The following is a 21,492-nucleotide window of genomic DNA, read 5'->3' as shown; positions in this document are numbered from 1 at the left end:
CCCGGAGGCCGCCGTCGTCCGCCCCTACGAGGCCCGCACCGCGGCCCGCTCCCGGGCGGCCCGCACCGCCGCCGACAGGCTCGCGACGTCGTACGCGCCCTCGTGCCGGCGTCCGTTGACGAAGAACGTGGGGGTGCCGGCCACGCCGCTGAGGTCGGCCGACTCCACGTCCTCCGCGATGCGCGCGGCACCCGCCCCCGCGCGCATGTCCCGCGCGAAGCGCTCCAGCTCCAGCCCGATCTCGGTGGCGTAGCGGCGCAGGTCCTCCCGGCGCAGCGCGCCCTGGTGCTCGAGGAGCAGGTCGTGCATCTGCCAGTAGCGGCCCTGGAGCGCGGCCGCCTCCGCGGCCTCCGCGGCCAGTTGGGCGTGCGGGTGGACGTCGGTCAGCGGCAGGTGCCGCCACACGTAGCGCACGTCGCCGAAGTCCTCCAGCAGTTCGCGGACGACCGGCTCCGCCTGCCCGCAGTAGGGGCACTCGTAGTCGCCGTACTCGACCACGGTCACCAAGGCCCGCTGCGGCCCCCGGGCGCGGTCGCGTCCGGGGTCGACCGGCACCGCCAGGTCGGTGATCGTCTCCGCCTTCCCGATCAGGGCGCGCAGCCGCGTGTGCCGGGGCAGCAGTCCGAGCAGGCCGTTGACGCCCCAGGTGAGGACCACGGAGCAGAGCACGGCGCTCAGGACGCCGATCTTCGCCTCCTCCAGTCGCGGGCCGTCGAAGGCGAGCGTCGCGATCAGCAGGGAGACGGTGAATCCGACGCCGGCGAGGGTGCCGCCGGCGCCCAGGGCGCCCCAGCCGACCGGCAGCCGGACGCGGCCGCGGCTGAGCACCGCGCACAGCAGCGACGCCCCGGCGATGCCGACCGGCTTGCCCAGCACGTAGCCGAAGAGGACGCCCAGGGTGACGGGCGAGGAGAACGCCCGGCCGAGCTGGTCGGCGCTGATCTCGATGCCCGCGTTGGCCAGGGCGAACAGCGGGACCACGACGTATCCGGCCCAGGGGTGGTACATCCGCTGGAGGCGCTCGTTGGGGGAGACGGCCCAGGCGAGGCCGAGCCGGGCGCTGCGTTCCAGCTCCGGCGTGGGCTGCTCCCGGAACAGCCGGAACAGGCCGCTGGCGCGTTCCAGGTCGCTGCGCGCGGCGGGGCGGGCGTAGGTCACCAGGCCCATGCCGAGGCCGAACACGACCGGGTCGACGCCCGACTTCAGCAGCGCCAGCCAGCCGGCGACGGCCAGCACCGCGTAGAGCGCGCCCCGGCGCACCCCGAGGCGGCGCAGTACCAGGACCGCGGCGAACGCGGCGAGGGCCGCCAGCAGGGGCGGCAGGGTCACGTGCTCGCTGTAGGCGACGGTGATGACGCCGAGGGCGAGGAAGTCGTCGACGACGGTCACCGTGAGGATGAGGACCCTCAGCCCGGCCGGCATCCGCCGTCCGACGAGGGCCAGCGCGCCCAGCGCGAAGGCGGTGTCGGTGGACATCGCCGCACCCCAGCCGTGGACCGTGCCGTGCCCGGCGTTGACCGCGAGGTAGATGCCGACCGGCACGGCCATCCCGGCGGCGCCCGCCGCCAGCGGCAGGGCGAGCCGCTTGCGCTCGCGCAGCTCCCCCATGTCGAACTCCCGGCGCGCCTCCAGGCCGACGACGAAGAAGAACACCGTCATCAGCCCGCTGTCGACCCACTCGCGCAGGGTCAGGGAGACGCCGTGGGCGCCGGCCCGCACGGACAGGTGCGTCTCCCAGAAGGACTCGTAGGACGCCGGGGCGGTGTTGGACCACAGGAGCGCGGCGAGCGCCCCGGCCACCAGCACGGCGGCGCTGCCGGTCTCGGTGCGCAGGAAGCGGCGCAGCGGGGAGGGGGAGTCGGCGCCGCACGAGGTGCGGCCGGTGTAGTCGGCCGCCTCTTCGACGGAAGTGCTCATGCCGCCCTCCGCCGCGACCGCGGTCCGCGCCGGGACGCACCCGCTCCCGGCCACGCGCGGGCGGTCGTTCCCGGCCACGCGCGCGCAGTCGTTCTACCGATGCATGGCCCGGTCCACGCGCCGCACCATGGCATGCGACAGCGCGCGACGAATGCGATGAGAAGGGGAGTGTCCAGATGAACGACCAGAAGCCGGACTTCGACCGGGAGAGCCCGGACGAGGGCTGCCGTTCCGTGTTCCACACCACCCTGCGTCGCCTGTTCACGACGCTCGCACCCAACTCGCTGGCGTGCCGTTTCCGTTACAGCGCGGCTGATCCGTTCGCCGTGGGCATCGATCTGGTGCTGCCCTCGGGGGTGACGGTGACCTGGGTGGTGGCACGGGACCTGCTGGCGGCGGGCACGCGGCGGCCCAGCGGCGAGGGCGACTTCCGGGCCTGGCCGTCGGGCGTGCGGGAGGAGGCCGGACGGAGCCTGTACTTCAGCCTGGACCGGCCCGAGGGGCATGTGACCTTCGAGGCGGACCTGGCCGGGGTACGGCAGTGGCTCGACGCCACTTACGAGTTGGTTCCCGCGGGCAGCGAGTGCGAGCTGCTCGACTGGGATGTCCTGGAGGCGGCTCTGCTGGGGATGGACTGAGGTGGCGTACGCCGTCATCGGGCCGCTCCGGGACGGCACTGGTCCGCGGCGTTCTCGGCGGGCTCTGCCCGGTGCGACATGTCCGCTCCTTCCTCACCGGCCTGTCGCCGGTGCCACGGTGGTGTGCGGGCCGCGCTTCGCGGCGGCCCGTCGGGGTCGGCGCCGCGGGTCCGGTGGCCCGTCGGGGCGGGCGCCGTTGGACCGGTGGCCCGGCTCCGCTCATGGCCAGGGGCCGGGCCACCTCGGCGGGGCCGGCGCTGCGTCCCCCCACCCGGCGAACGGCCGCCGTCCGCGTTTTCTTCCCCCGCCGTACCGCGCCACCGAGCGCGGCGGACGGCGTGGGAGGGTCCGCGAGGACCCGGCCCGCGGGCAACGGTGGTCCGCGCCTCCACGCGTCCCGGCGGCCCCGCCGCATCCAGGTTCACCCGGCGCCGCCGTGCCGGGCATCCGTCAAAGGACTGCTCGCCCACCCGTGGCGCCTCGCCGGCGCCCCGCCCGTCCGGGGCCGTCGCGCCGAACCGGCCGGAGCGCGTCACCCCTCGGGATCTCCCGGCGGCGCGGGCCGGGGGACGGACCCGGGGACGGACCCGGGGACGGACCAGATGTCGGGGCGGGCGGCGATGAGCGCCGCGGCGGCGGAGCGGCAGGCGGCGACGAACGCGGCCACGGCCGGGGAGCGGTCGGCCCGGCGCCACATGACACTCAGCCGGACCCGCGTCCCCGGCAGCGGCACGAAGGCCAGCCCGGGACAGGAGCCGAGCCGGAAGTGGGCGGGCACCACCGAGCAGCCGAGCCCGCCGGCCACCAGGTCCAGCACGGCCGCGGGCGCCGTGGGCACCGGGGTCAGCTCGGTGCCGGCGGCCGCCGCCGCGTGGCGCAGCCGGGTCCAGCAGTGCCGTCGTTCCCGCACGGGGAAGAGCAGCGGCTCCCCGGCCAGGGCCGGCCAGGGCATGTGGTCCGCCCCGGCCAGAGGGTGCCCGGCGGCCACCACCGCGTACTGCGCCTCCTCCACCAGCGCCGCACCGGCGAGACCGGCGAGCGCGGGCCGTTCCCAGGTGAGGACGGCGTCGGCCTGACGCTGTGCCAGGGCGCCGGCCTGTTCCTCGTCGAAGAGGTCCAGTACCGCGGTCCGCACGGACCGGGCGTCACCGCGGAACCGGCGGATGGCCTCCGCGAGCAGTCCGCCGGCCGGGCTGGGCAGCGGCGCGGCGACGGTCACCGTGGCCGGGTGGGAGGAGCCCCGGTACGCCCGCGCGGTCCGCAGCACACGCGCGTTGAGCGCCAGCAACTCCTCGGTCTCCGGCACCAGGGCGTGTCCCGCCTCGGTCAGGGTCACGCCGTGCGGGGTGCGGTGGAACAGGGTCACGCCCAGGGCGCGTTCCAGTTGCTGCACCTGACGGCTCAGTGAGGGCTGGCCGATCGTCAGCCGGGCCGCCGCGCGGCCGAAGTGGCGCTCCTGCGCCACGGCCAGGAAGGCCCGCAGCCAGCGGGGGTCCAAGTCCGCGCCGAGCCGCTGTTCGGCGCGGTCGGTGAAGTCGTCGTACACCTGCGATTCGCCTGTCGTGGGAGCGGGCCCGGTGGGCCTCCGAAGGCCGCCGGGAGCACCGCGGGTGGGGGGTCGGGCCGCTGAGCCGCCGCACGCCTGTGGGGAGGACACCCGTGCGGAGCTCAGGGGGTCGGAAGAGGGAGCCGCTCCTCCGGTCGCGCGGGCCCAGTCTGCCCGGCCGTTGTGGACTCCTTGTGGCGGCGTTCTTGACCGCGCCACACCTGCCGGACCCGGCCCCGTCCGCCGCCGGCACCCGCCACCGGCACCCGTCACCGGCCACCGCACACACATGTTCCGCCCTGCGGTCATGTCCGCACACCCGGCCCGTGACCTGCCGATCTTGCCGTACTCCGGATAACGAGAACACAGTTCAGGTGTGAATCCCGGGCGACCGGGCCCGGATCGCTCCCGTTCGCTTCCCATGTGCCCGCCATCCGCGGCACCGTATGCCTTCAGGAACACGTATGCAACCCTCGCAGGACCTTCTCCAGCAAGCACGCGCGGAGCATGAGTCACACCTCCAGACCTGCCGCCAGTGCCGTGCCGACGGCGTGCCGTGCACCGCGGCCGAACACCTCCGCCGACTGCACAACAACCTCGCCCGGCAGGCGCGGTCCGTGGCGGGCACGCGCGCGCTGTGACCCGTCGGCGGCGCGGTGTGCGCCGCCACCGTCCGGGGGCGCTGCGTCACCTCCCGCGGTCGCCGCCTCCGACGCCCCGCGGAGCCGGCGTCCCCCCGGCGGGCCGCTCGGTGTACGCGAACGCTCTCAGTCAAGTTGCCGATGCCGTGCCCGGCGCCCGGTGGAAGCCTGCGGATGGGGGATTTCCCCCTCTGCCCGGAACGGGGACGGATCTCCCCGTTCCGGACCGCTGGACACGCACCCCGCGGGCGGTGCGGCGAATGATGGGAAAACGGCGATGGCGCACACTTCCGGTGTCTCGGCACCTGTCGGTCTGATCCTGATCGACACCGTCAACGAGATGTTCTCGGACAAGGGCAAGGGCTACCCGGGATTCAAGGAGGAGTACGACCGGATCGGCACGTTCGAGAACCTCAAGCGGCTGCTCGCCGGGTTCCGTGCGCAGGGGTATCCGGCCTTCTTCTCCCCGATGACCTTCAACGACGAGGAGTACGCGAACTGGCGGCACCCGTCGGGCATCCACCGGATGATGTTCGACAACCGGATGTTCGAGGAGGGAAGCTGGAACGCCGAGTTCCACCCCGACCTCGCGCCCAACGCCGACGAGGTGGCGATCGCCCCGCACAAGAACCTCGACGTCTTCGCGACCACCGACCTCGACATCCAGCTCAAGCGGCGCGGGGTGGAACACGTGGCCGTCGCCGGCATGATCGGGACCATGTGTGTGGAGTCCACCGCCCGCAGCGCCATGGAGCGCGGCTACGAGGTCACCCTGGTCAAGGACGCCACGGCCCCGGAGGGCGGTCCGGACGCCTACGAGGAGATGCTGCGCCGTTACGAACTGATCGCCCACCACGTGCTGAGCACCGACGAGGTCCTGGCGACCGGGCCCTTCTCCGGGCGGTAGCGGCACCGGTCGGCGGGCGGGCGCCGCCACGGCCGCCGTGGACGGACGACCCTCCGTTCCGGCGGCACGGCGGCACGGCGGCACGGCAGCCCGCCCTCCCGGCCGCGCCGTCGCACGGCCGGGCGCCCGCGGGACCGATCCCTCCCCGCGCCGCGGGCGCCCGGCGCACACCCGGAACATCCCACCGCCGCGCTCGCCGAACGGCCCGGGCGCACAGTACGGCTCCACAAACGCACCACTGCCGCCGCATACGTTGGTCCCGCGGGCGGACGCGGACCACGACCGGTTCGCAGGTCACCGACCCCCTGCCCGCGCCCGGAACGGAGCAACCCCCGATGTTGTCGATCGACGTCTACACCAGCGACTACAAACCCATCGCCGCCACCCCGCCCGGCTGGGGCGGGCGACAGGCCACCTGGCCGGCCAGCACGGCGACCCTGATCCACGGCCGCCACGAGGCCGCCCTCGTCGACGCGCTCATCACCCTGGAGGAGGCGCAGCGTCTCACCGAGTGGATCCGCGCCAAGGACAGGACCGTCACCACGGTGTACGTGACCCACGGTCACGCCGACCACTTCCTCGGCCTGTCGGTCGTACTGGACGCCTTCCCCGACGCCGTGGCGGTGGCTCTGCCCGAGGTGGTCCCGTACGCGGAGGAGCAGCTGAGCGCCCCGGTCCTCGCCTACTGGGAGTCGCTCTTCCCGGGGCGGCTTCCGGCCCGCACGGTCGCGCCGCGGCCGCTGACCGGGGAGGTCATCACCGTCGAGGGGCACGAGCTGCGCCCGGTGCCGGTCGGCCAGAGCGACACCCACCCCTCCAGCGTCCTGCACGTGCCGGAACTCGACGCGGTCGTCGGCGGCGACGTCGCCTACGACGGCATCCACATGTGGCTGGCGCAGACCGACCACGAGGCGCGCATGCGATGGCTGGCTGCGCTGGACACGGTGGAGGCGCTGCGCCCGCGGATCGTGGTGCCCGGCCACCGGGACCCCGCGGCGCCGGGCGACGACGCGGCCGCCGTGATCGCGGCCTCCCGCCGCTACCTCCACGACTTCGACACCTCGGTCGCCGCCGCCTCCGACGCCGGGGAGGTGATCCGGGCGATGACCACCGCACACGGTGAACGGGGCAACCCCTACACGCTCTTCGCCTCGGCGACCGCCCAGTTCCCGGACCAGGAGCCCGACGCCGAGCGGTGAGCGCCCCCCTCCCGAGCACACCTTCCAGCACCCGCCCCGACAGAGAGAGAACCATGTCCGCATACCTGGCCGACTCGGCCGAGACCCGTTACGTCGACGGCCCCGAGGGGGAGCGCTTCGCCTACCGCAGGTTCGGCCGGGCCGGCGGACCGCCGCTCGTGATGCACCTGCGGCTGCGGGGCACCATCGACCACTGGGACCCCGAGTTCCTGGATCTGCTGGCCGCCGAGCGCGAGGTCATCGTCTTCGACAACCGCGGCACCAACGCCTCCACCGGCACCCCGCCGGACACGATCGAGGGCATGGTCGAGGGATCGCTGGCCTTCGTCCGCGCCCTCGGGCTGACCGAGATCGACGTGTTCGGATGGTCGATGGGCGGCATCGTCGCCCAGGGCGTCGCGCTCTCCGCGCCCGGCCTGGTGCGCCGGCTGGTGGTGGCCGGCAGCTCCGCCGGGGGCGTCCCCGACCTGCCGCCGCAGCCGGAGCGCACCCGGCAGGTGGTGACCAAGGCCGCCAACGGCGACGAGGACTTCCTCTACCTCTTCTTCCCCGAGACCGAGCGGGCCCGCAAGGCCGGCCTCGCCTCGCTGCGCCGCCTGGACCACCGGCTGGCTCAGTCCGGGGCCGTCGTCGGGCCGGAGGCGGTGAAGGCCCAGCTCACGGCGATCAGCACGTTCGGCGGCTACTGGGACCGCCAGGAGGAGCTCACCCTCCCGGTGCTGGTCGCCAACGGAGCCCACGACGTGATGATCCACGCCTACGCCACCTACGCCATGTCGCAGCGCCTGCCGGACGCCAAGGTGATCCTGTACAGCGACGCCGGCCACGGCTTCCTCTTCCAGCACCCCGAGGACTTCGCACACGAGGTGAACCGCTTCCTGTCCTGACCGTCGCCCGGCGGTCCGCTCCGCCGGCCAGCTCCGCCGCCTGCCGCGCGGGCTGCGCGGGCCGCCCGGCCGGTCCTGCCGAGGACCCGGCACACGGCCGGTACCGCCGCCGGCGTCCTCCGGTGGCGCGGTCGGCCGCTCCGCGGGCCGACAGGCGGACCACGCAGCGTCCGCACCGAGCAGCGACGCCGGCCGGGCGGCACGACGCCGGACGTACCGGCCGCCCGCTGCCCGGCCGCCCGCCCACGTCCGTCACCACCATCCACGCCCTTCCGGGAGACCGCATGCCCTCCGTCACACACCGCACCGCACCGACCCGGTTCGCCGAGGCCGACGGCGTCCGCTACGCCTACCGACGTCTGGGGTCCGGGGGCGAGGTCCCCCTGGTGCTGCTCCAGCACTTCACCGGCAACCTCGACAACTGGGACCCGGCCCTGGTCGACGCCCTGGCCGCGGACCGCGAGGTCATCCTCGTCGACTACCCGGGCGTCTCCTCCTCCACCGGCACACCCGCGCGCACCGTCGCCACGATGGCCCACCAGATGATCGCGTTCACCACGGCACTCGGCCTGGACCGCGTCGACGTGCTCGGCTTCTCCATCGGCGGTTTCGTGGCCCAGGACATGGCCCTGATCCGGCCGCGCCTGATCCGCCGTCTGGTGCTGGCCGGCACCGGCCCCAAGGGCGCCCCCGGCATGCACGGCTGGCGCGAGGACATCGAGACGCACGCCCGCGCCGAGGCGCCCACCGGCGAGGACCTGCTGTACATCTTCTTCGCGCACACCGAGACCAGCCAGGCCAAGGGCGTGGAGTTCCTGGGCCGGTTCATGGAACGCACCGAGGACCGGGACGTGCCCAGCAGCCTGGAGTCCCGCGACGCCCAGTACGACGCCGTGCTGGAGTGGGGGATCCCCGATCACTCGGCCCTCCAGCGGCTCACCGGCATCCAGTGCCCGACGCTGGTCATCCAGGGCGACGACGACCTGATGATCCCGACCAGGGGCAGCCACCTCATGGCCGGGCTGATCCCGGACGCGCGGATCCGCATCTACCCCGACGCCGCCCACGCGTTCCTCTTCCAGTATCCCGCCGAAGTCGCCAAGGACGTCAACGAGTTCCTCGGCTGACAGCGCCCCCGCCACCACCGGTCCACACCACCCGCACCGCCGGTCCACACCGACCGCACCACCACCGACCGCACCACCACCGGCCGGCCCCGACCGGCCGTCGATCAGGAGATATCCCGTGTCCGAACTGCTCAGCACCGTCCTCGACGCCCACGGCGGCCTCGCCCGCTGGCGAGAGGCGCGCCGGATCACCGCCCGCCAGTTCTTCGGCGGCGCCCTGTGGGGCATGAAGGGCCACCCCGGCGCCCTGAACGACGTCGAGGTCACCGTCGCCCTCGACCGGGAGTACGTCTCCCAGACGCCGTTCTTCGAGCCCGGCCACCGCACCGCCTTCACCGCGGACCGGGTCGCCGTGGAGACCTCCGACGGCACCGTGGTCGAGGAACTGACCGACCCGCGCGCCTCGTTCGCCGGCCACGACCTGATGACGCCGTGGAACCGGCTCCAGCTCGCCTACTTCTCCGGCAGCGCCATGTGGACCTACCTCGCCGAGCCGCTCTCCCTGACCTTCCCGGGAGTCCGGACGGAGGAGATCGACCCCTGGACGGAGGGCGGGCGCGAGTTCCGCCGGCTGCGGGTGACGTTCCCGTCCACCCTCGCCACCCTGAGCACCGAACAGGTCCTGTACATCGGTGACGACGGGCTGATCCACCGCCGCGACTACAGCGTGGAGATCGCCGGGAACACCCCGGCGGCCCACTACGTCTCCGGCCACCAGGAGGTGTCGGGCCTGATCATCCCCACCACCCGGATGATCTACGCCCGCGACGAGTCCGGTCACAAGGTCTCCGACCCTCTCGTCGTCTCCGTCCAGCTCAAGGACGTCGCCGTCTCCTGACCGCGCGCCGCCGCGCGCCGCCGCGCGCCCCGGCGGCCCCGGCGGCCCCGGCTCCCCGGCCGTCCGGGCCGGCGACGCGCGGGCGTACGCCCCCGGACACGGACGGCCCCCCACACGTACGGGCTCCCTGCACACATGTGCCCACCGACAGCACGTGTTCTCCAGAGGGCGCCCGTCCGTGGACGAACGAGAAAGGCAAGTGATGAGCACCATCTCCGCAGCGTCCTCCGGCACCTTCACCATCGGCGGCGAGCTGACGGTCAACCGCCTCGGCTACGGGACCATGCAGCTCACGGGGCCCGGCGTCTGGGGCCCCTACCCGGACCAGGACGGCGCCGTGCGCCTGCTGCGCCGGGCCGTCGAGCTGGGCGTGAACCTGTTCGACACCGCCGACTCCTACGGCCCGGACACGGCCGAGCAGTTGCTGCGCAAGGCGCTGCACCCTTATGCCGAGGACGTGGTGATCGCCACCAAGGCCGGGTTGACCCGGCCCGGCCCGGGCCAGTGGGCGCCCAACGGCCGCCCCGAACACCTGCGCCGCCAGGCCGAGTCCAGCCTGCGCAACCTGGGCCTGGACCGGATACCCCTCTACCAGCTGCACCGCGTCGACCCCGCCGTTCCCCTCGCCGACCAGATCGGCACGCTCAAGGAGCTCCAGGACGAGGGCAAGATCGGCCACATCGGGCTGTCGGAGGTGAGCGTCGAGCAACTGCGCCAGGCCGGCCGCATCGCGCCCATCGCCTCCGTGCAGAACCTCTACAACATCGCCCAGCGCGACTCCGAGGACGTCCTGGAGTACGCCGAGGCCAACGGCATCGCCTTCCTGCCCTGGTTCCCGCTGGCCACCGGCCAACTCGCCCGGGCCGGCGGGCCGCTCGACCGCAGCGCGCGGGGGCTCGGCGCCACGCCGTCCCAGGTGGCCCTGGCCTGGCTGCTCGGGCGCTCGCCGGTGATCCTGCCGATTCCGGGCACGTCGTCGGTGGAGCACCTGGAGGACAACGTCGCCGCGGCCGGGCTCGAACTGCGCCAGGCCGACCGGGACGAGCTGAGCTGAGTCCCCCTCCGGCCCGCGGGGCCGGGGAACGGGCGTCACCGGGCGCCCGCGACCGCCCCGGGCCGTCCCGGGGCGGGTCGACCGACCGCACCGGGTCCTTACCGGTTGACAGATTCAAGACGACCGGTCATATTCTCCAGAGACGATCGGTCATATTCATCGGGCTGACAGCCCGGCACCCTCAAGGAGTCCCACATGTCCGAGTTCACTTCTCCCCGTCCCTCGGTCGCCGTCGCCTACCACTCCGGTTACGGACACACCGCCGTCCTCGCCGAGGCGGTCCGCAAGGGAGCCGCCGAGGCCGGCGCCGACGTGGTCTTCGTCAAGGTCGACGAGATCACCGACGAGCAGTGGCAGCGGCTGGACGAGGCCGACGCGATCGTCTTCGGCTCGCCGACCTACATGGGCGGCGCGTCCGCCGGGTTCCACACCTTCGCGGAGGCCACCAGCGCGCGGTGGAGTGAGGCGCGCTGGGCGGACAAGCTGGCCGCCGGCTTCACCAACTCCGCGTCCAAGAGCGGCGACAAGTCCAACACCCTCGCCTACTTCGCCGCCCTCGCGGCCCAGCACCGCATGCTCTGGGTCAGCCTGGGCCTGAAGCCGGGCTGGAACTCCACCACCGCGACGGAGAACGACCTCAACCGCCTGGGTTACTGGGGCGGCGCGGGCGCCCAGACGCCGATGGACGGCGGCACCGACACCGTGCACAGCGCGGACATCGCCACCGCCGAGCACCTCGGAGCCCGTGTGGCCCGGCAGGCGGCGCTGATGGCCGCCGGACGCGCGGCCCTGTCCGTCACCGCCTGACGTCCAGCCCTCCGGGTGAGCGGCTCCCACGCCGCTCCACCCGCACCCTTCGCCCTCCGATCACCTCGTCGAGATGACCGGCGATTTTCTGGAGACGCCGTGAAACTCTCCCAGCCGCAACCCCCTGCCCGGCGGCACGACGCCGGCCCCGGCCCGGCCGGACGGGACGCCGATCCGGCCGGACTGTCGGCCCAGGCCGCAACCGCCGTCCCGGCAGCCCCTGGCGGCCGGTCCGCCCCTGCCGGTCCCGCCGCCCCGCGTGAGCAGTCCGCTCCGGGCCGGACCCCGGCCACGCTCGGCGTGGTGATCGCGTCCGTCGCGGTCGCGTTCGCCGCCGGGGCGGGCAGCCCCCTGTTCGTGCTCTACCAGCGTGAGTGGGGGTTCCCCGACTGGCAGCTCACCACGGCCTTCACCGTCTACGCGGTCACCCTCCTGGCCACCCTCCTGGTGGCCGGATCGGTCTCGGACCACATCGGGCGCCGGCCGGTCCTCGTCACAGCGCTGACGCTGCTGCTCCTGAGCAGCGCCCTGTTCCTGGCCGCGGACGGCATCGGGTGGATCATCGCGGCACGCGCCGTGCAGGGCATGGCCACCGGAGCGGCGACGAGCACCTTCACCGCGGCGATCATCGAACTGGCCAGTCCGCGGCGCCGGCGGCTGATGACGGTGCTCACCAGCGCGGCGCCCGTGGGCGGCCTCGCCCTCGGGGCCTTCTTCGCCGGCGTGGCCGTGCAGTTCACCGCGCACCCGACCGCGGTGGTCTTCCTCTCCCTGGCCGCGGTCCTGGCCTACGGCATCGCCTCGGTCCTGGCCGCCCCGGAGACCGCCGGCCGCCGTCCGGGCGTACTCGCCACGCTGCGCCCCCGGCTGACGGTCGTCCCGGCCGCCCGCACGTGGTTCTGGTCGTTGGCTCCGCTGGTGGCCGCCGGATGGATGTTCTCCGGTCTGTTCCTGGGGCTGGCGCCCTCCTTCGACAGCACCGTGTTCGGCATCCACGGCGGAGCGGTGAACGGGGCGATCGTCGCCCTCCAGCCTGTCTCGGCGGCGATCGCGGGCGTGGCCTTCGGCCGGATGGGCGCGGAGCGCGCCACCCGGCTGGGCGCCCTGCTCGTCCTGGCCGGCGCGGTGCTCGCGGTGATCGGCGTCGGGACGGCGACCCTTCCCGTGGTGATCGCCGGGGCGCTCGCCGGCGGCACCGGACAGGGCGCGGCCTTCGGCTCCACCCTGCGCATCCTGGGCCCGCTCGCCGACAACGCCCGCCGCGGCGCGCTCTTCGCCGCCGTCTACCTGGTCGCGTACACCGCCTACGGTGTGCCGGTCCTGGCGGCGGGCATCGCCGCCGACCACCTCGGGCTGTCCGCCACGGTCGTCGCCTACGGCACCCTGGTCGCCGTCCTCGCCGCGATCGCGGCCGTCTCCCTGACGCTGCGGGGCCGCCGGGCGGCGGCCTCACCGGCGGGGTGGTGAGGGTGCCCCGGCCGAGTGTGCGTGACCGGCTGGTCGAGCACGCCGAGGACGTCTTCCGGCGCAAGGGGTTCCACGCGGCGAGCGTGCAGGACCTCACCCGGGCCGCCGGCGTGCCGAAGGGGTCCTTCTACAACCACTTCGCCCACAAGCAGGACCTCGCCGTCGAGGTCGTCCACCGCTACGTCGGGGCCACCGACGTGTCGGACCTCGACGGGGACGGTCCCGTCCTGGAGCGCCTGCGCCGGCACCTGAACCGGCAGAACGAGCGGATCGCCGCCACCGGAGTGGAGTTCGGGTGCCTGCTCGGGACCTTCGCCGACGACGGCACCGCGGCCGGCGAGCGGGTGCGCGAAGCCGTCCGCGAGGCGCTGGCCGTCCGCACCGGTGCCCTGGCGGCGGCGATCGAGGCGGGGCAGGCGGCCGGTGAGGTCACCGGGCGACGGCCCGCCGCGGCGCTCGCCGCCTTCCTGATCGACGTGCTGGAGGGAGCGACCCTGCGCGCCAAGGCCCGGGGCGACCAGTCCTCTCTGGCCGAGGAGATCGACATCGCACTGGACGCACTGCGTACGTGACCGCTCCCGTGGACGCGTGGCGCGCGCCGCACCGGAGCCCACGCCGTACGGGAGCCATGCCGTACGGGAACCGCGCCACATGGCAGCCATGCCGCACGGCGGACGAGGCGTCGACGCGGCGGCAGGGGCCGGAACGGCGGGAAGGGCCGGAACGGAACGGCGGGAAGGGCCGGAACGGAACGGCGGGAAGGGCCGGAACGGACCGGTCCCGCGTCCGTCCGCCGTACGGGGTGCGGTCCGCCCCGTACGGCGCCGGCCTCATGACTCCGTCGCCGCCAGCCGGGCCCGCGCCTGCCGGATGCGCGGCAGCAGCGCCGGTTCGTCGGCATGGGCCAGGGCCTCCGTCCAGGCCCGGCGGGCCCCGGCCCGGTCCCCCGCGTCCAGGCGGATGTCGCCGAGCGTGAGGAGATCCTCGACCACATCGGCCCAGCCACCGATCCGCCGCACCAGTTCGACGCTCCGTTCGTAGGAGCGGATGGCACGGACGTGGTCGCCGCCGGCCCGGTGGACCTCGCCCAGCAGGCTGGCACAGCCCGCCTCGCCGTGCAGGTTCCCCAGGTCCCGGAACATCGCCGCGGCGCTCTCGGCCAGTCGCACCGCCTCCGCCGCGTCCCCCAGCCGGAGCCGGGCGAACCCGGCGGTCAGCTCGGTGTTGGCCTTCAGCTCACTGGGCCCGGAGGACCTCAGTAGCTCCAGTGCCTGATCGTGCTGACGGCACGCGGTGGCGTGATCGCCCCGGGCCGTCCGGACGGTGCCCAGGTTCTTGAGGACGTGCGCGAGGTCGTCGACCAGCCCCAGCCGCTCGAAGTGGGCGCGGGCGCACTCCAGCTGGGTCAGGGCGTCCTCGTTGTTCCCGAGGTAGTGCTGTGCGCCGGCGAGGCCGTGGTGCGTGCGGGCCATGCCCTCCACGTCGTCCGCGCGCCGGGACGCCTCCAGGGCGGTGCGCATGGTCCCCGCCCAGTCGTGCCACCAGTTGTTGCGCTGGTGGAACAGCTGCATGGACAGGGCCAGCTCCCAGGCCGTCCGCGCGTCCTCGCGCGCCGCGGCGTCCTCGACCATCGCGCGCAGGGCGAAGCTCTCCTCGGTGAACCACGCCATCGCGGCCGTGCTGTCGGCGATCGGCTCCGGAGTCACCCCTTCCAGCGGCGCCGGAGGAAGCACCGGGACAGCCGGCGGACGCAGCGCGAGGTTCGCGAGGTGCGCGGTCTGCCGGTAGTGGTCGTACAGACGCGACTTCGCCGCCGCCCGCTCCGCCTCGCCGTCGTCGCCGAGTTCGGCGGCGTAGGCCAGGATCAGGTCGTGGGACCAGTAACGGTCGGGGCGTTGCGCGGTCAGCAGCCGGGTGCGGACCAACTCCCCCACCGCGGCGGCGGCCTCGCTCGGCGGCATCCCGGTCAGGCTGGCCACCGCCGGGGTCTTGACGTCGGGCCCCGGGTGCAGGGGCAGCAGCCGGAACGTGCGCGCCGCCCGCGGGCCGAGTGTGCGGTAGGACCAGGAGAAGACCCCGCGTACGCCATTGTCGGAGTCGTCGTCGCTGAAGCCGTCGAGGCCGCGTCCGGCACCGGTGAGCTCGGCCTCCAGGTGCGTCAGCGGATGGTCGGGGTGGCTCGCGGCCCGGGCGGCCACGAGGGCGAGGGCCAGCGGCAGCCGGCCGCAGTGCTCGGCGATGCGCTCGACGACACCGGTGTCGGCGTCGGTCCGGGACCGGTCGATACGGGCGAGGAAGGACTCCGCGGCCTCCCGCAGCGGGGGCACGTCCAGGGTGAGCAACTGTGCGCCGTGCGCGGCGGCCAGGCCGGTCAGCCGGCTGCGGCTGGTCACCACCACCATGCACTCGGAGGTGCCGGGCAGCAGCGGCCGTACCTGTTCCACGTCGCGGGCGTTGTCGAGGATGACCAGCATCCGCCGCCCGGACAGGGTGCTGCGGTACAGGGCGGAACGCGTGTCCCTGGAGACCGGGATGCGCTGCTGGGCCACGCCGAGCCCGTCCAGGAAGCCCTGGAGCACCTCGTTCGGATCGGTGGGGTGGCCGTCGGGTGCGAAGCCGCGCAGGTCGGCGTAGAGCTGGCCGTCGGGGAACCGGGCGGCCAGCCGGTGGGCCAGGTGGACGGCCAGCGCGGTCTTGCCGATGCCCGGTATGCCGTCGATCGCCAGGATGCGCAGGCCCGCGCCCGCGGTCTGCCGGGCCAGGGCCGCGGCCCGCTCCAGGGCCTCCTGCCGGCCGGTGAAGCCCATGAGGTCGGCGGGCAGTTGAGCGGGCCGGAGCAGCGCGGCGGCGGACTCGTCCTCGGGACCGGGCCGGGCCTCGGGACCGGGCCGGGCCTCGGGACCGGGCCGGGCCTCGGGACCGGATCGGGCGCCGGGGGCGGCCGGGGCGGCGGCCGGCGCCGGGAGCACGGAGTCGTCGGGGCGTGGCGCCCGATGGTCCGCGGCCGGCTGCTGGCGCAGGATGCGGTCGTAGGCGGTGCGCAGTTCGACGCCGGGGTCGACGCCCAGTTCGTCGGCCAGTCGCAGCCGTATCTCCTGGTACAGCGTCATCGCCTCGGCCTGCTTGCCGTCGGCGGCCAGCGCCATCAGCAGGTGTGCCTGGAGGGCCTCGTCCAGGGGGTTGCGCTCGGCCGCCTGGCGCAGGAACGGCAGCACGGCCCCCGCGCGGTCGTCGTCCAGGGCCGCCCCGGCCGCCTCCCGCACCGCCGACACGTATTCATGTTCGAGCACCACGAAGGCGGGGTGGGTGTCGGCCACCGGTTCCAGATCGGCGGCGGCCCGTCCCTGCCACAGTCCCAGCGCGTGGGTGAACAGATCCACCGCCGCCGCCCGACGGCCCGCCCGGACCATGTCCCGGCCCTGCTCCATCAGCTCGCGGAACGTGAGCAGGTCCAGGGTGCCGGCGTCGACGCGCAGGAGGTAGCCGCCGGACTGCCGCACGAGCCACCGTCCCGCCGCCCGGGCAGGCAGCTCCGGCTGGAGGAGCCGGCGCAGCACCCCGACGTTGCGGTGCACCGCGTTGACCGCGCTGGCCGGCGGTGTGCCGTCCCAGAGCAGACCGACCAGCTCCTCCAGGGAGACCGGCCGTCCCGCCCTGGCCAGCAGCACGGCGAGGACGAGTCGCCGCTGCTTGGGCCCGAGGGACAGCTCGGCGCCGTCGCGCCAGGCCCGCACGGGCCCGAGCACGGAGAAGCGGACGGTGCCGCCGGGGGCGCCGGACGCCGCCTCCGGCACCGCGGCGTGCTCCTCCCGGCCGTGCGGACGCCGGGCGAGGTCCGTGCGGTGCGTGTCCCGGACGTCACCGGACGCGGCCGCGCTGTCGAAGAGCACCTCGTCCTCGGGCGGTTCGCCCACGACGGGTGGGGAAGGCGCGGTCATCAGGACCTCCACTTGGTCACATGCGTCGTGCTGTGCGCGGTGCTCCGGCCACCGCTGAGCGCGCCGCCCCGCCGTGGGCGCGTCGGCCGGCGGACGGGGCGGGCACTGCGGGGGGGCACACTCGGGTGCCCCGGGGCGCGGCAGTCGGCCGGGCGCCCCGGCCGCCGGTTGAACCCACCGGTCGTTCCGCACGACCGCTCCGACCAGGCCGTTCCGCACGGTCGCTCCGGTTCGGCCGACGGGCCGGGCCCGGCTTCCGCCCGCTCCGGGCCGCGACTGCGATGCGCGGCGGGCGGCGGGCGGCGGGCGGCACCATCGTCAGGGGAATCGGATGGTTCGGGCATCCGTCGAATGGCCGACTTCGGTGTGTTCGGTGTGGTCGCCGGTGGGCGAGGCGAGCGGCGCGGTCGCGTGGCCGGGCGCGCCGGAAGGGCCCGGCGTCTCGTGCCTCAGGCGCGCAACGAGTTCAGGGCGATGTCCAGCGAGCGCATCGACGCCGCCTCGTCCCCGGTCGCCTTGCCGCGCAGGGCGCCGCCCTCGAACGCGTCGATGAGGAAGGCCGCGACGTCCCGCGCGGGCGGGCCCGGGCGGATCTCGCCCGTCCGCCTGCCCTCCTCGATCACCGCCGCCAGGAGGTCGGTCCACCCCGCGATGCTGTGGCGCACGGCGGAGCCCACCTCCTCGCCGGCCGTGGGGGTGTCGCTCGCCATGGTCACCAGCAGACACCCGAACTCGACGCCCGTGGAGCGGGTGCGGTCGGCCTGGGTGGCGAAGTGTGTCCGCAGGCGCTCCAGCGCCGGACCGTCACCGGCGCCGGTGAGCATGCCGATGTCGGTGGCGTCGCTGTAGCGGCGCACGATCTCGGCGGCGAGCTCCTGCTTGCTCTTGAAGTGGTTGTAGAAGGACCCCTTGGGGACCCCCGCGGCGTTGGTGATGTCCTGCACGCTGGCGCCGTTGAAGCCTTTGCGCCGGAACACGCCCTCCGCGTGCTCGACGAGTTTTCCCTTGACGCTGACTTGAGGCATGCCTCCAATATGACCGGTCTGCTTAACGCTGTCAAAAGCCACCGGGAACGGATCACGGGGCCGGGGACGGCTCGCAGGACGGGCGGCGGATCACGGGGCGGGCGGGCTCGTCGAGAGCAGGAACTCCACCGTCGTGTCGGTCTCGTTGAGGTAGCGGTGCGCGAGCCCGGAGGCGAACGTGACCGCCTCACCGGCCCGCACGGTGCGGATCACGCCGGCCACGTCCGTGCTGAGCGTGCCGGTGACGACGTAGGCGCACTCCACGGACGGGTGGCTCCGGGGCTGGTCGCTGGTCGCGTCACCCGGTCCGAGGACGGCCCGCAGGACCTCCAGCCGTACGTTGCTGGGGGTGAGCCGCTCGTAGCGGACGTTCCCGCGCGGTGAGCAGATGACCAGGCGCTCACCGGGCCGGCTCACCTCCGCCGACGCGCTCTCGCCCGATGCGAACAGTTCGGCGATGGGCACCTCGTGCACCTCGGCGAGCCTGCGCAGGGTCGACAGGCTGGGCTCGGTCACTCCACGCTCCACCTGGCTCAGGAGGGTGGGAGAAGCCCCGATCGCAGCGGCCAGAGCACGGAGACTGAGGCCCCGTGCGATGCGCATGTCCCGAAGTCGACTGCCGATCATCGCCATCCATCGTGTCTCGTCGCTGAGTGTCACCCGTCGCCCCACCGCTCACACGCCGGCGGACTCGACGGCCTCCTCCCACCGCGGACACGTCGATCGGCCGGGGGCACGACCGCTTCGACCGGCCCACAGCGGAAGGAGGGCGGGAAAAGTACAAACGTGCACTGTCTCTGCACGTTCGGGCGCCAGCGGCATGGCTTTCCACGGCACAGGTCAGTGATTCGTCAGCCTATCCCTCCGCTGCTCAGGAGTGAAGGATTCGCAGCACCCGGTGGAACACATGTTTTTCCTCGGCCGTCGAACCGGGACCGGCACCGCCCTCGTGTATCGGACGTCGGGGAGCCCGGATCGGGTCGGTCAGCGGCCTCGGCGGACGGGCGGGCGCCGCCGCCCGGAGCGCGCGCCCCGGCGTGCGCCCGCCCAACGGGGCTGTCAGCGACGGGACTTCCCTGAGGCCGGGCGGCCCGTGGCCGGGACGCCGGCACGGCGGCGCAGGGCGTGCAGCGCGTAGTGCTGGCGGGACTTCACGGTTCCGGCGGGTATGCCGAGCAGTTGGGCGGTCTCCCGGATGGTGTGCCCGTACAGGTAGGTGTGGGCGAGCACCTCCCGGTGCTCGTGACTGAGGCCGTCGAGCAGGGCGTTGGCCTCCATCGAGGTCAGTACCGCCTCCGCGTGGTCGGGTTGGTGGACGTCCCAGGTCTCGTCGGTCACGGTCTCGTGCCGCACGTAGGCGCTGCGCGCCCGGTCGGTGACCAGGTTCCGGGTCACCTTCAGCAGCCAGCCGCGCACCGATCCCTCCCCCGAGCGGAGCTTCTCGCAGTGGTGCCAGGCACGGATGAGCGCCTCCTGGACCACGTCCTCCGCGAGGTGCCGGTCGGTGAGCAGTCTCTCGGCGTAGGCGACGAGCGCGGAACGGTGCTGGACGGTCAGGGTGTGCACATAGGCATGCGGCCCGGGCGACGGCCGGGTCTCCCGGCGCGCGACTGTCTTCATGGTGGTGTGTCTCTGCGTTCGTGGGTGGAACCGCACCCGGTCCGGTCGCGGACTCGACGGCCGTGTCGGGTCCGGGTCTGCCACGGCGGACGCCGCGAGCGGCAGCGGTCCGGATCGTGGTGGCGGTGTGCGGCGGGTGGCCGGCCCGGCTCATCGACGAGCCGGGGCGGGGCGGGGCGCGACCGGCCGGACCGGGTCCGTGGCGGAGGACCCGGGACGGGCGCCGGACTCCCGGGGGTCGGGACCCGGGGAACCGGCGTGTGTCGTTCGCCTGCTCGCGCTCATCTCACCAGCGACGGTCGCCGCCGTCCAAGACCGATCACGCATCGCGCGATGCGGTTCCGGCATCGGCCGGACGAACGGCGGTCCGCGGGACCGGCGGCACGACCAGACCTCCTCGGCACGTCACGCACCGGCGGAACACCGGCGCACGCGGCGCCCTGCGCCGTCAGGGGCGGGAACACCCGGGGACGCCACGCGAAAACGCCCGGGGACGCCACCTAGGAACGCCCGGGGACGCCATGCGGGAACGTCCGAGTACGCTGTACGAAAACGCCCGGTAGCGTCACGCGCGGAAACGTCCGCCGCCCTCACCCACGGGACCGCCCGGCACCACCGGCCCGCGCGCAGACGCCCGGCGCCGACAGGCACGGGCACGCCCACACCATCACACGCGAAAACACCCGCCGCCGACACCCACGGGACCGCCCGGCACCACCGGCCCGCGCGCAGACGCCCGGCGCCCTCACGTGGGGACACGCCCGGCACCGTCGGGCGTTGGCGCGGTGGCCGGTCGCTGTCGTCCGCCGGGCCCGCCCGCCCTCTCACCGCACGCATCGTCGACGCACCACACCCCCGCAAGGGCGCGCGAACCCCCGCCACCGCACACCTGCTTCACCCCACCCGCCCCGCACCACCGCGCGGCGCCCGCCGGGCCGGGCCGCGTCGTACTCGGGTGGCAGCGGCCGGGCGCCGCCCGCGCGTCGCGTCTCCGCTCCGGCTACCGGGGCTCCCGCCGTGCACCGCGGCGCCCCGCACCGTCGGCGTGCCCCGCGCCGTCGGCGCGCGGGACCCGCGCCGCCCGTCAGAGGCGAGCGTCGGCCTCCGCTGACGGCCCGTCCGTGGCGGCGTCCCCGTACAGCAGCGCCCGGACGGCGGAGGTGAGGTCGTCCGTGAAGCGCTCCGCGCTCATCTCGGCCAGGGCGCCGGCCCGGATGACGTACCGGCTGAAGGTGACGCCGATGAGGAGCGAGGCGAGGAAGGGCACCCGGTGTTCGAGCGCGTGCTCGCCCAGCAGTCTGCGGTACGTCTCGTCGGTCCGCTCCTGCATGGCCAGGTACAGCTCGGCGGCGGCGCCCTCGTCGTCCCCGGCACTGCGCACGAGGGTGACGAAGGTGTCGGTGCTCTCGGGATCCTCCAGGCGGCGTACGAACTCCCGCGCGATGCGGGCGGGCAGCGGCTCGGCGGTGTCCTCGGTGAGCTCGTCGATGGAGCGGGTGCCGGGTACCGCGGCGAGGAACAGGTTCTCCTTGCTGCCGAAGTGACGCAGCACCAGCCCGTGGGTGACTCCGGCGCGGCGGGCGATGTCCCGCAGGGTGGCCCGGTTGTAGCCGCGCTCGGCGAAGGCGCGGGATGCCGCGTCGAGGATGGCGCGGCGGTGCAGCTCCGGGTCGCGGACGCGGCGCGGTCGGTCGGGCGGCGGGCTCTGAGCTGCTGACATGCGGCGAGCCTATCGGCCGGCCCCATGCCGCACCGGAGCCGGGCCGACACCGCGCCGCACCCCGGCCGGGGCCGGCCGACACCGGACCGCATGCGGGCCGGGGCCGGGGCGACACCGGGGCCGGGGCGATGCCGTGCCGATCGGGCGGCCCCTGGTGACCG

General features: G+C 74.4%; 18 protein-coding genes. 11 read left to right on the top strand and 7 right to left on the bottom strand.

From position 1 onward, the window contains the following. Positions 1 to 24 precede the first annotated feature (24 nt). On the bottom strand, positions 25 to 1,917 hold the full coding sequence (locus ACF061_RS20925; protein ID WP_392268416.1) for a Na+/H+ antiporter NhaA: 1,893 nt from the start codon (positions 1,915 to 1,917) through the stop codon (positions 25 to 27). A gap of 176 nt (positions 1,918 to 2,093) precedes the next feature. Here ACF061_RS20925 and ACF061_RS20920 point away from each other — a divergent pair, with 176 nt between their 5' ends. Continuing rightward, positions 2,094 to 2,555 carry an SsgA family sporulation/cell division regulator gene (locus ACF061_RS20920; protein ID WP_392268415.1) on the top strand — a complete coding sequence of 154 codons (462 nt, stop codon included), beginning with the start codon at positions 2,094 to 2,096 and terminating at the stop codon, positions 2,553 to 2,555. 532 nt (positions 2,556 to 3,087) lie between these two features. On the opposite strand, the gene ACF061_RS20915 is transcribed toward ACF061_RS20920, so the two are convergent. After that, positions 3,088 to 4,101 (bottom strand): LysR family transcriptional regulator, encoded by a 1,014-nt coding sequence (locus tag ACF061_RS20915; protein WP_392268414.1) that lies wholly within the window; start codon positions 4,099 to 4,101, stop codon positions 3,088 to 3,090. 464 nt (positions 4,102 to 4,565) lie between these two features. On the opposite strand from ACF061_RS20915, the gene ACF061_RS20910 reads away from it, so the two are divergent. From ACF061_RS20910 to ACF061_RS20865, 10 genes are all read left to right on the top strand, one after another. After that, positions 4,566 to 4,742, top strand: a complete 177-nt coding sequence (locus ACF061_RS20910) for a hypothetical protein (protein WP_392268413.1) — start codon at positions 4,566 to 4,568, stop codon at positions 4,740 to 4,742. 277 nt (positions 4,743 to 5,019) lie between these two features. Continuing rightward, positions 5,020 to 5,649 (top strand): cysteine hydrolase, encoded by a 630-nt coding sequence (locus ACF061_RS20905; protein ID WP_392268412.1) that lies wholly within the window; start codon positions 5,020 to 5,022, stop codon positions 5,647 to 5,649. A gap of 335 nt (positions 5,650 to 5,984) precedes the next feature. Next, positions 5,985 to 6,848: an MBL fold metallo-hydrolase gene (locus ACF061_RS20900; protein WP_392268411.1), complete on the top strand. Its 864-nt coding sequence runs from the start codon at positions 5,985 to 5,987 to the stop codon at positions 6,846 to 6,848. A 53-nt stretch (positions 6,849 to 6,901) separates the two neighbouring features. Further along, positions 6,902 to 7,735, top strand: coding sequence for an alpha/beta fold hydrolase (locus tag ACF061_RS20895; protein WP_392268410.1), 834 nt, complete (start codon positions 6,902 to 6,904; stop codon positions 7,733 to 7,735). Between the two features lie 284 nt (positions 7,736 to 8,019). Continuing rightward, the gene (locus ACF061_RS20890; protein WP_392268409.1) at positions 8,020 to 8,862 is read left to right on the top strand and encodes an alpha/beta fold hydrolase; all 843 of its coding nucleotides are present in this window, start codon (positions 8,020 to 8,022) and stop codon (positions 8,860 to 8,862) included. Positions 8,863 to 8,980: 118 nt separating this feature from the next. Then, positions 8,981 to 9,700 carry a hypothetical protein gene (locus ACF061_RS20885; protein WP_392268408.1) on the top strand — a complete coding sequence of 240 codons (720 nt, stop codon included), beginning with the start codon at positions 8,981 to 8,983 and terminating at the stop codon, positions 9,698 to 9,700. Positions 9,701 to 9,902: 202 nt separating this feature from the next. Beyond that, positions 9,903 to 10,754 carry an aldo/keto reductase gene (locus ACF061_RS20880; protein ID WP_392268407.1) on the top strand — a complete coding sequence of 284 codons (852 nt, stop codon included), beginning with the start codon at positions 9,903 to 9,905 and terminating at the stop codon, positions 10,752 to 10,754. A gap of 195 nt (positions 10,755 to 10,949) precedes the next feature. Continuing rightward, entirely contained in the window at positions 10,950 to 11,561 is a 612-nt protein-coding gene (locus tag ACF061_RS20875; protein ID WP_392268406.1) for a flavodoxin family protein, read from the top strand. A 303-nt stretch (positions 11,562 to 11,864) separates the two neighbouring features. Further along, on the top strand, positions 11,865 to 13,028 hold the full coding sequence (locus ACF061_RS20870; RefSeq protein ID WP_392268405.1) for an MFS transporter: 1,164 nt from the start codon (positions 11,865 to 11,867) through the stop codon (positions 13,026 to 13,028). Between the two features lie 17 nt (positions 13,029 to 13,045). Then, a complete protein-coding gene (locus ACF061_RS20865) occupies positions 13,046 to 13,600 on the top strand; it encodes a TetR/AcrR family transcriptional regulator (RefSeq protein WP_392268404.1) in 555 nt (184 codons plus the stop codon). Between the two features lie 258 nt (positions 13,601 to 13,858). On the opposite strand, the gene ACF061_RS20860 is transcribed toward ACF061_RS20865, so the two are convergent. The 5 genes from ACF061_RS20860 to ACF061_RS20840 form a co-directional block, all read right to left on the bottom strand. Further along, entirely contained in the window at positions 13,859 to 16,966 is a 3,108-nt protein-coding gene (locus tag ACF061_RS20860; RefSeq protein WP_392268403.1) for a BTAD domain-containing putative transcriptional regulator, read from the bottom strand. 449 nt (positions 16,967 to 17,415) lie between these two features. Continuing rightward, the gene (locus tag ACF061_RS20855) at positions 17,416 to 17,991 is read right to left on the bottom strand and encodes a TetR/AcrR family transcriptional regulator (RefSeq protein ID WP_392268402.1); all 576 of its coding nucleotides are present in this window, start codon (positions 17,989 to 17,991) and stop codon (positions 17,416 to 17,418) included. A 90-nt stretch (positions 17,992 to 18,081) separates the two neighbouring features. Next, positions 18,082 to 18,618: a helix-turn-helix domain-containing protein gene (locus ACF061_RS20850; RefSeq protein WP_392268401.1), complete on the bottom strand. Its 537-nt coding sequence runs from the start codon at positions 18,616 to 18,618 to the stop codon at positions 18,082 to 18,084. 432 nt (positions 18,619 to 19,050) lie between these two features. Further along, a complete protein-coding gene (locus tag ACF061_RS20845) occupies positions 19,051 to 19,611 on the bottom strand; it encodes a sigma-70 family RNA polymerase sigma factor (RefSeq protein ID WP_392268400.1) in 561 nt (186 codons plus the stop codon). A gap of 1,084 nt (positions 19,612 to 20,695) precedes the next feature. Continuing rightward, on the bottom strand, positions 20,696 to 21,331 hold the full coding sequence (locus tag ACF061_RS20840; protein ID WP_392268399.1) for a TetR family transcriptional regulator: 636 nt from the start codon (positions 21,329 to 21,331) through the stop codon (positions 20,696 to 20,698). Positions 21,332 to 21,492 lie beyond the last annotated feature (161 nt).

The sequence above is a fragment of the Streptomyces sp. NPDC015220 genome, assembly GCF_043079345.1.
Lineage (GTDB): Bacteria > Actinomycetota > Actinomycetes > Streptomycetales > Streptomycetaceae > Streptomyces.
This window is presented reverse-complemented; position numbering and strand designations above follow the sequence as displayed.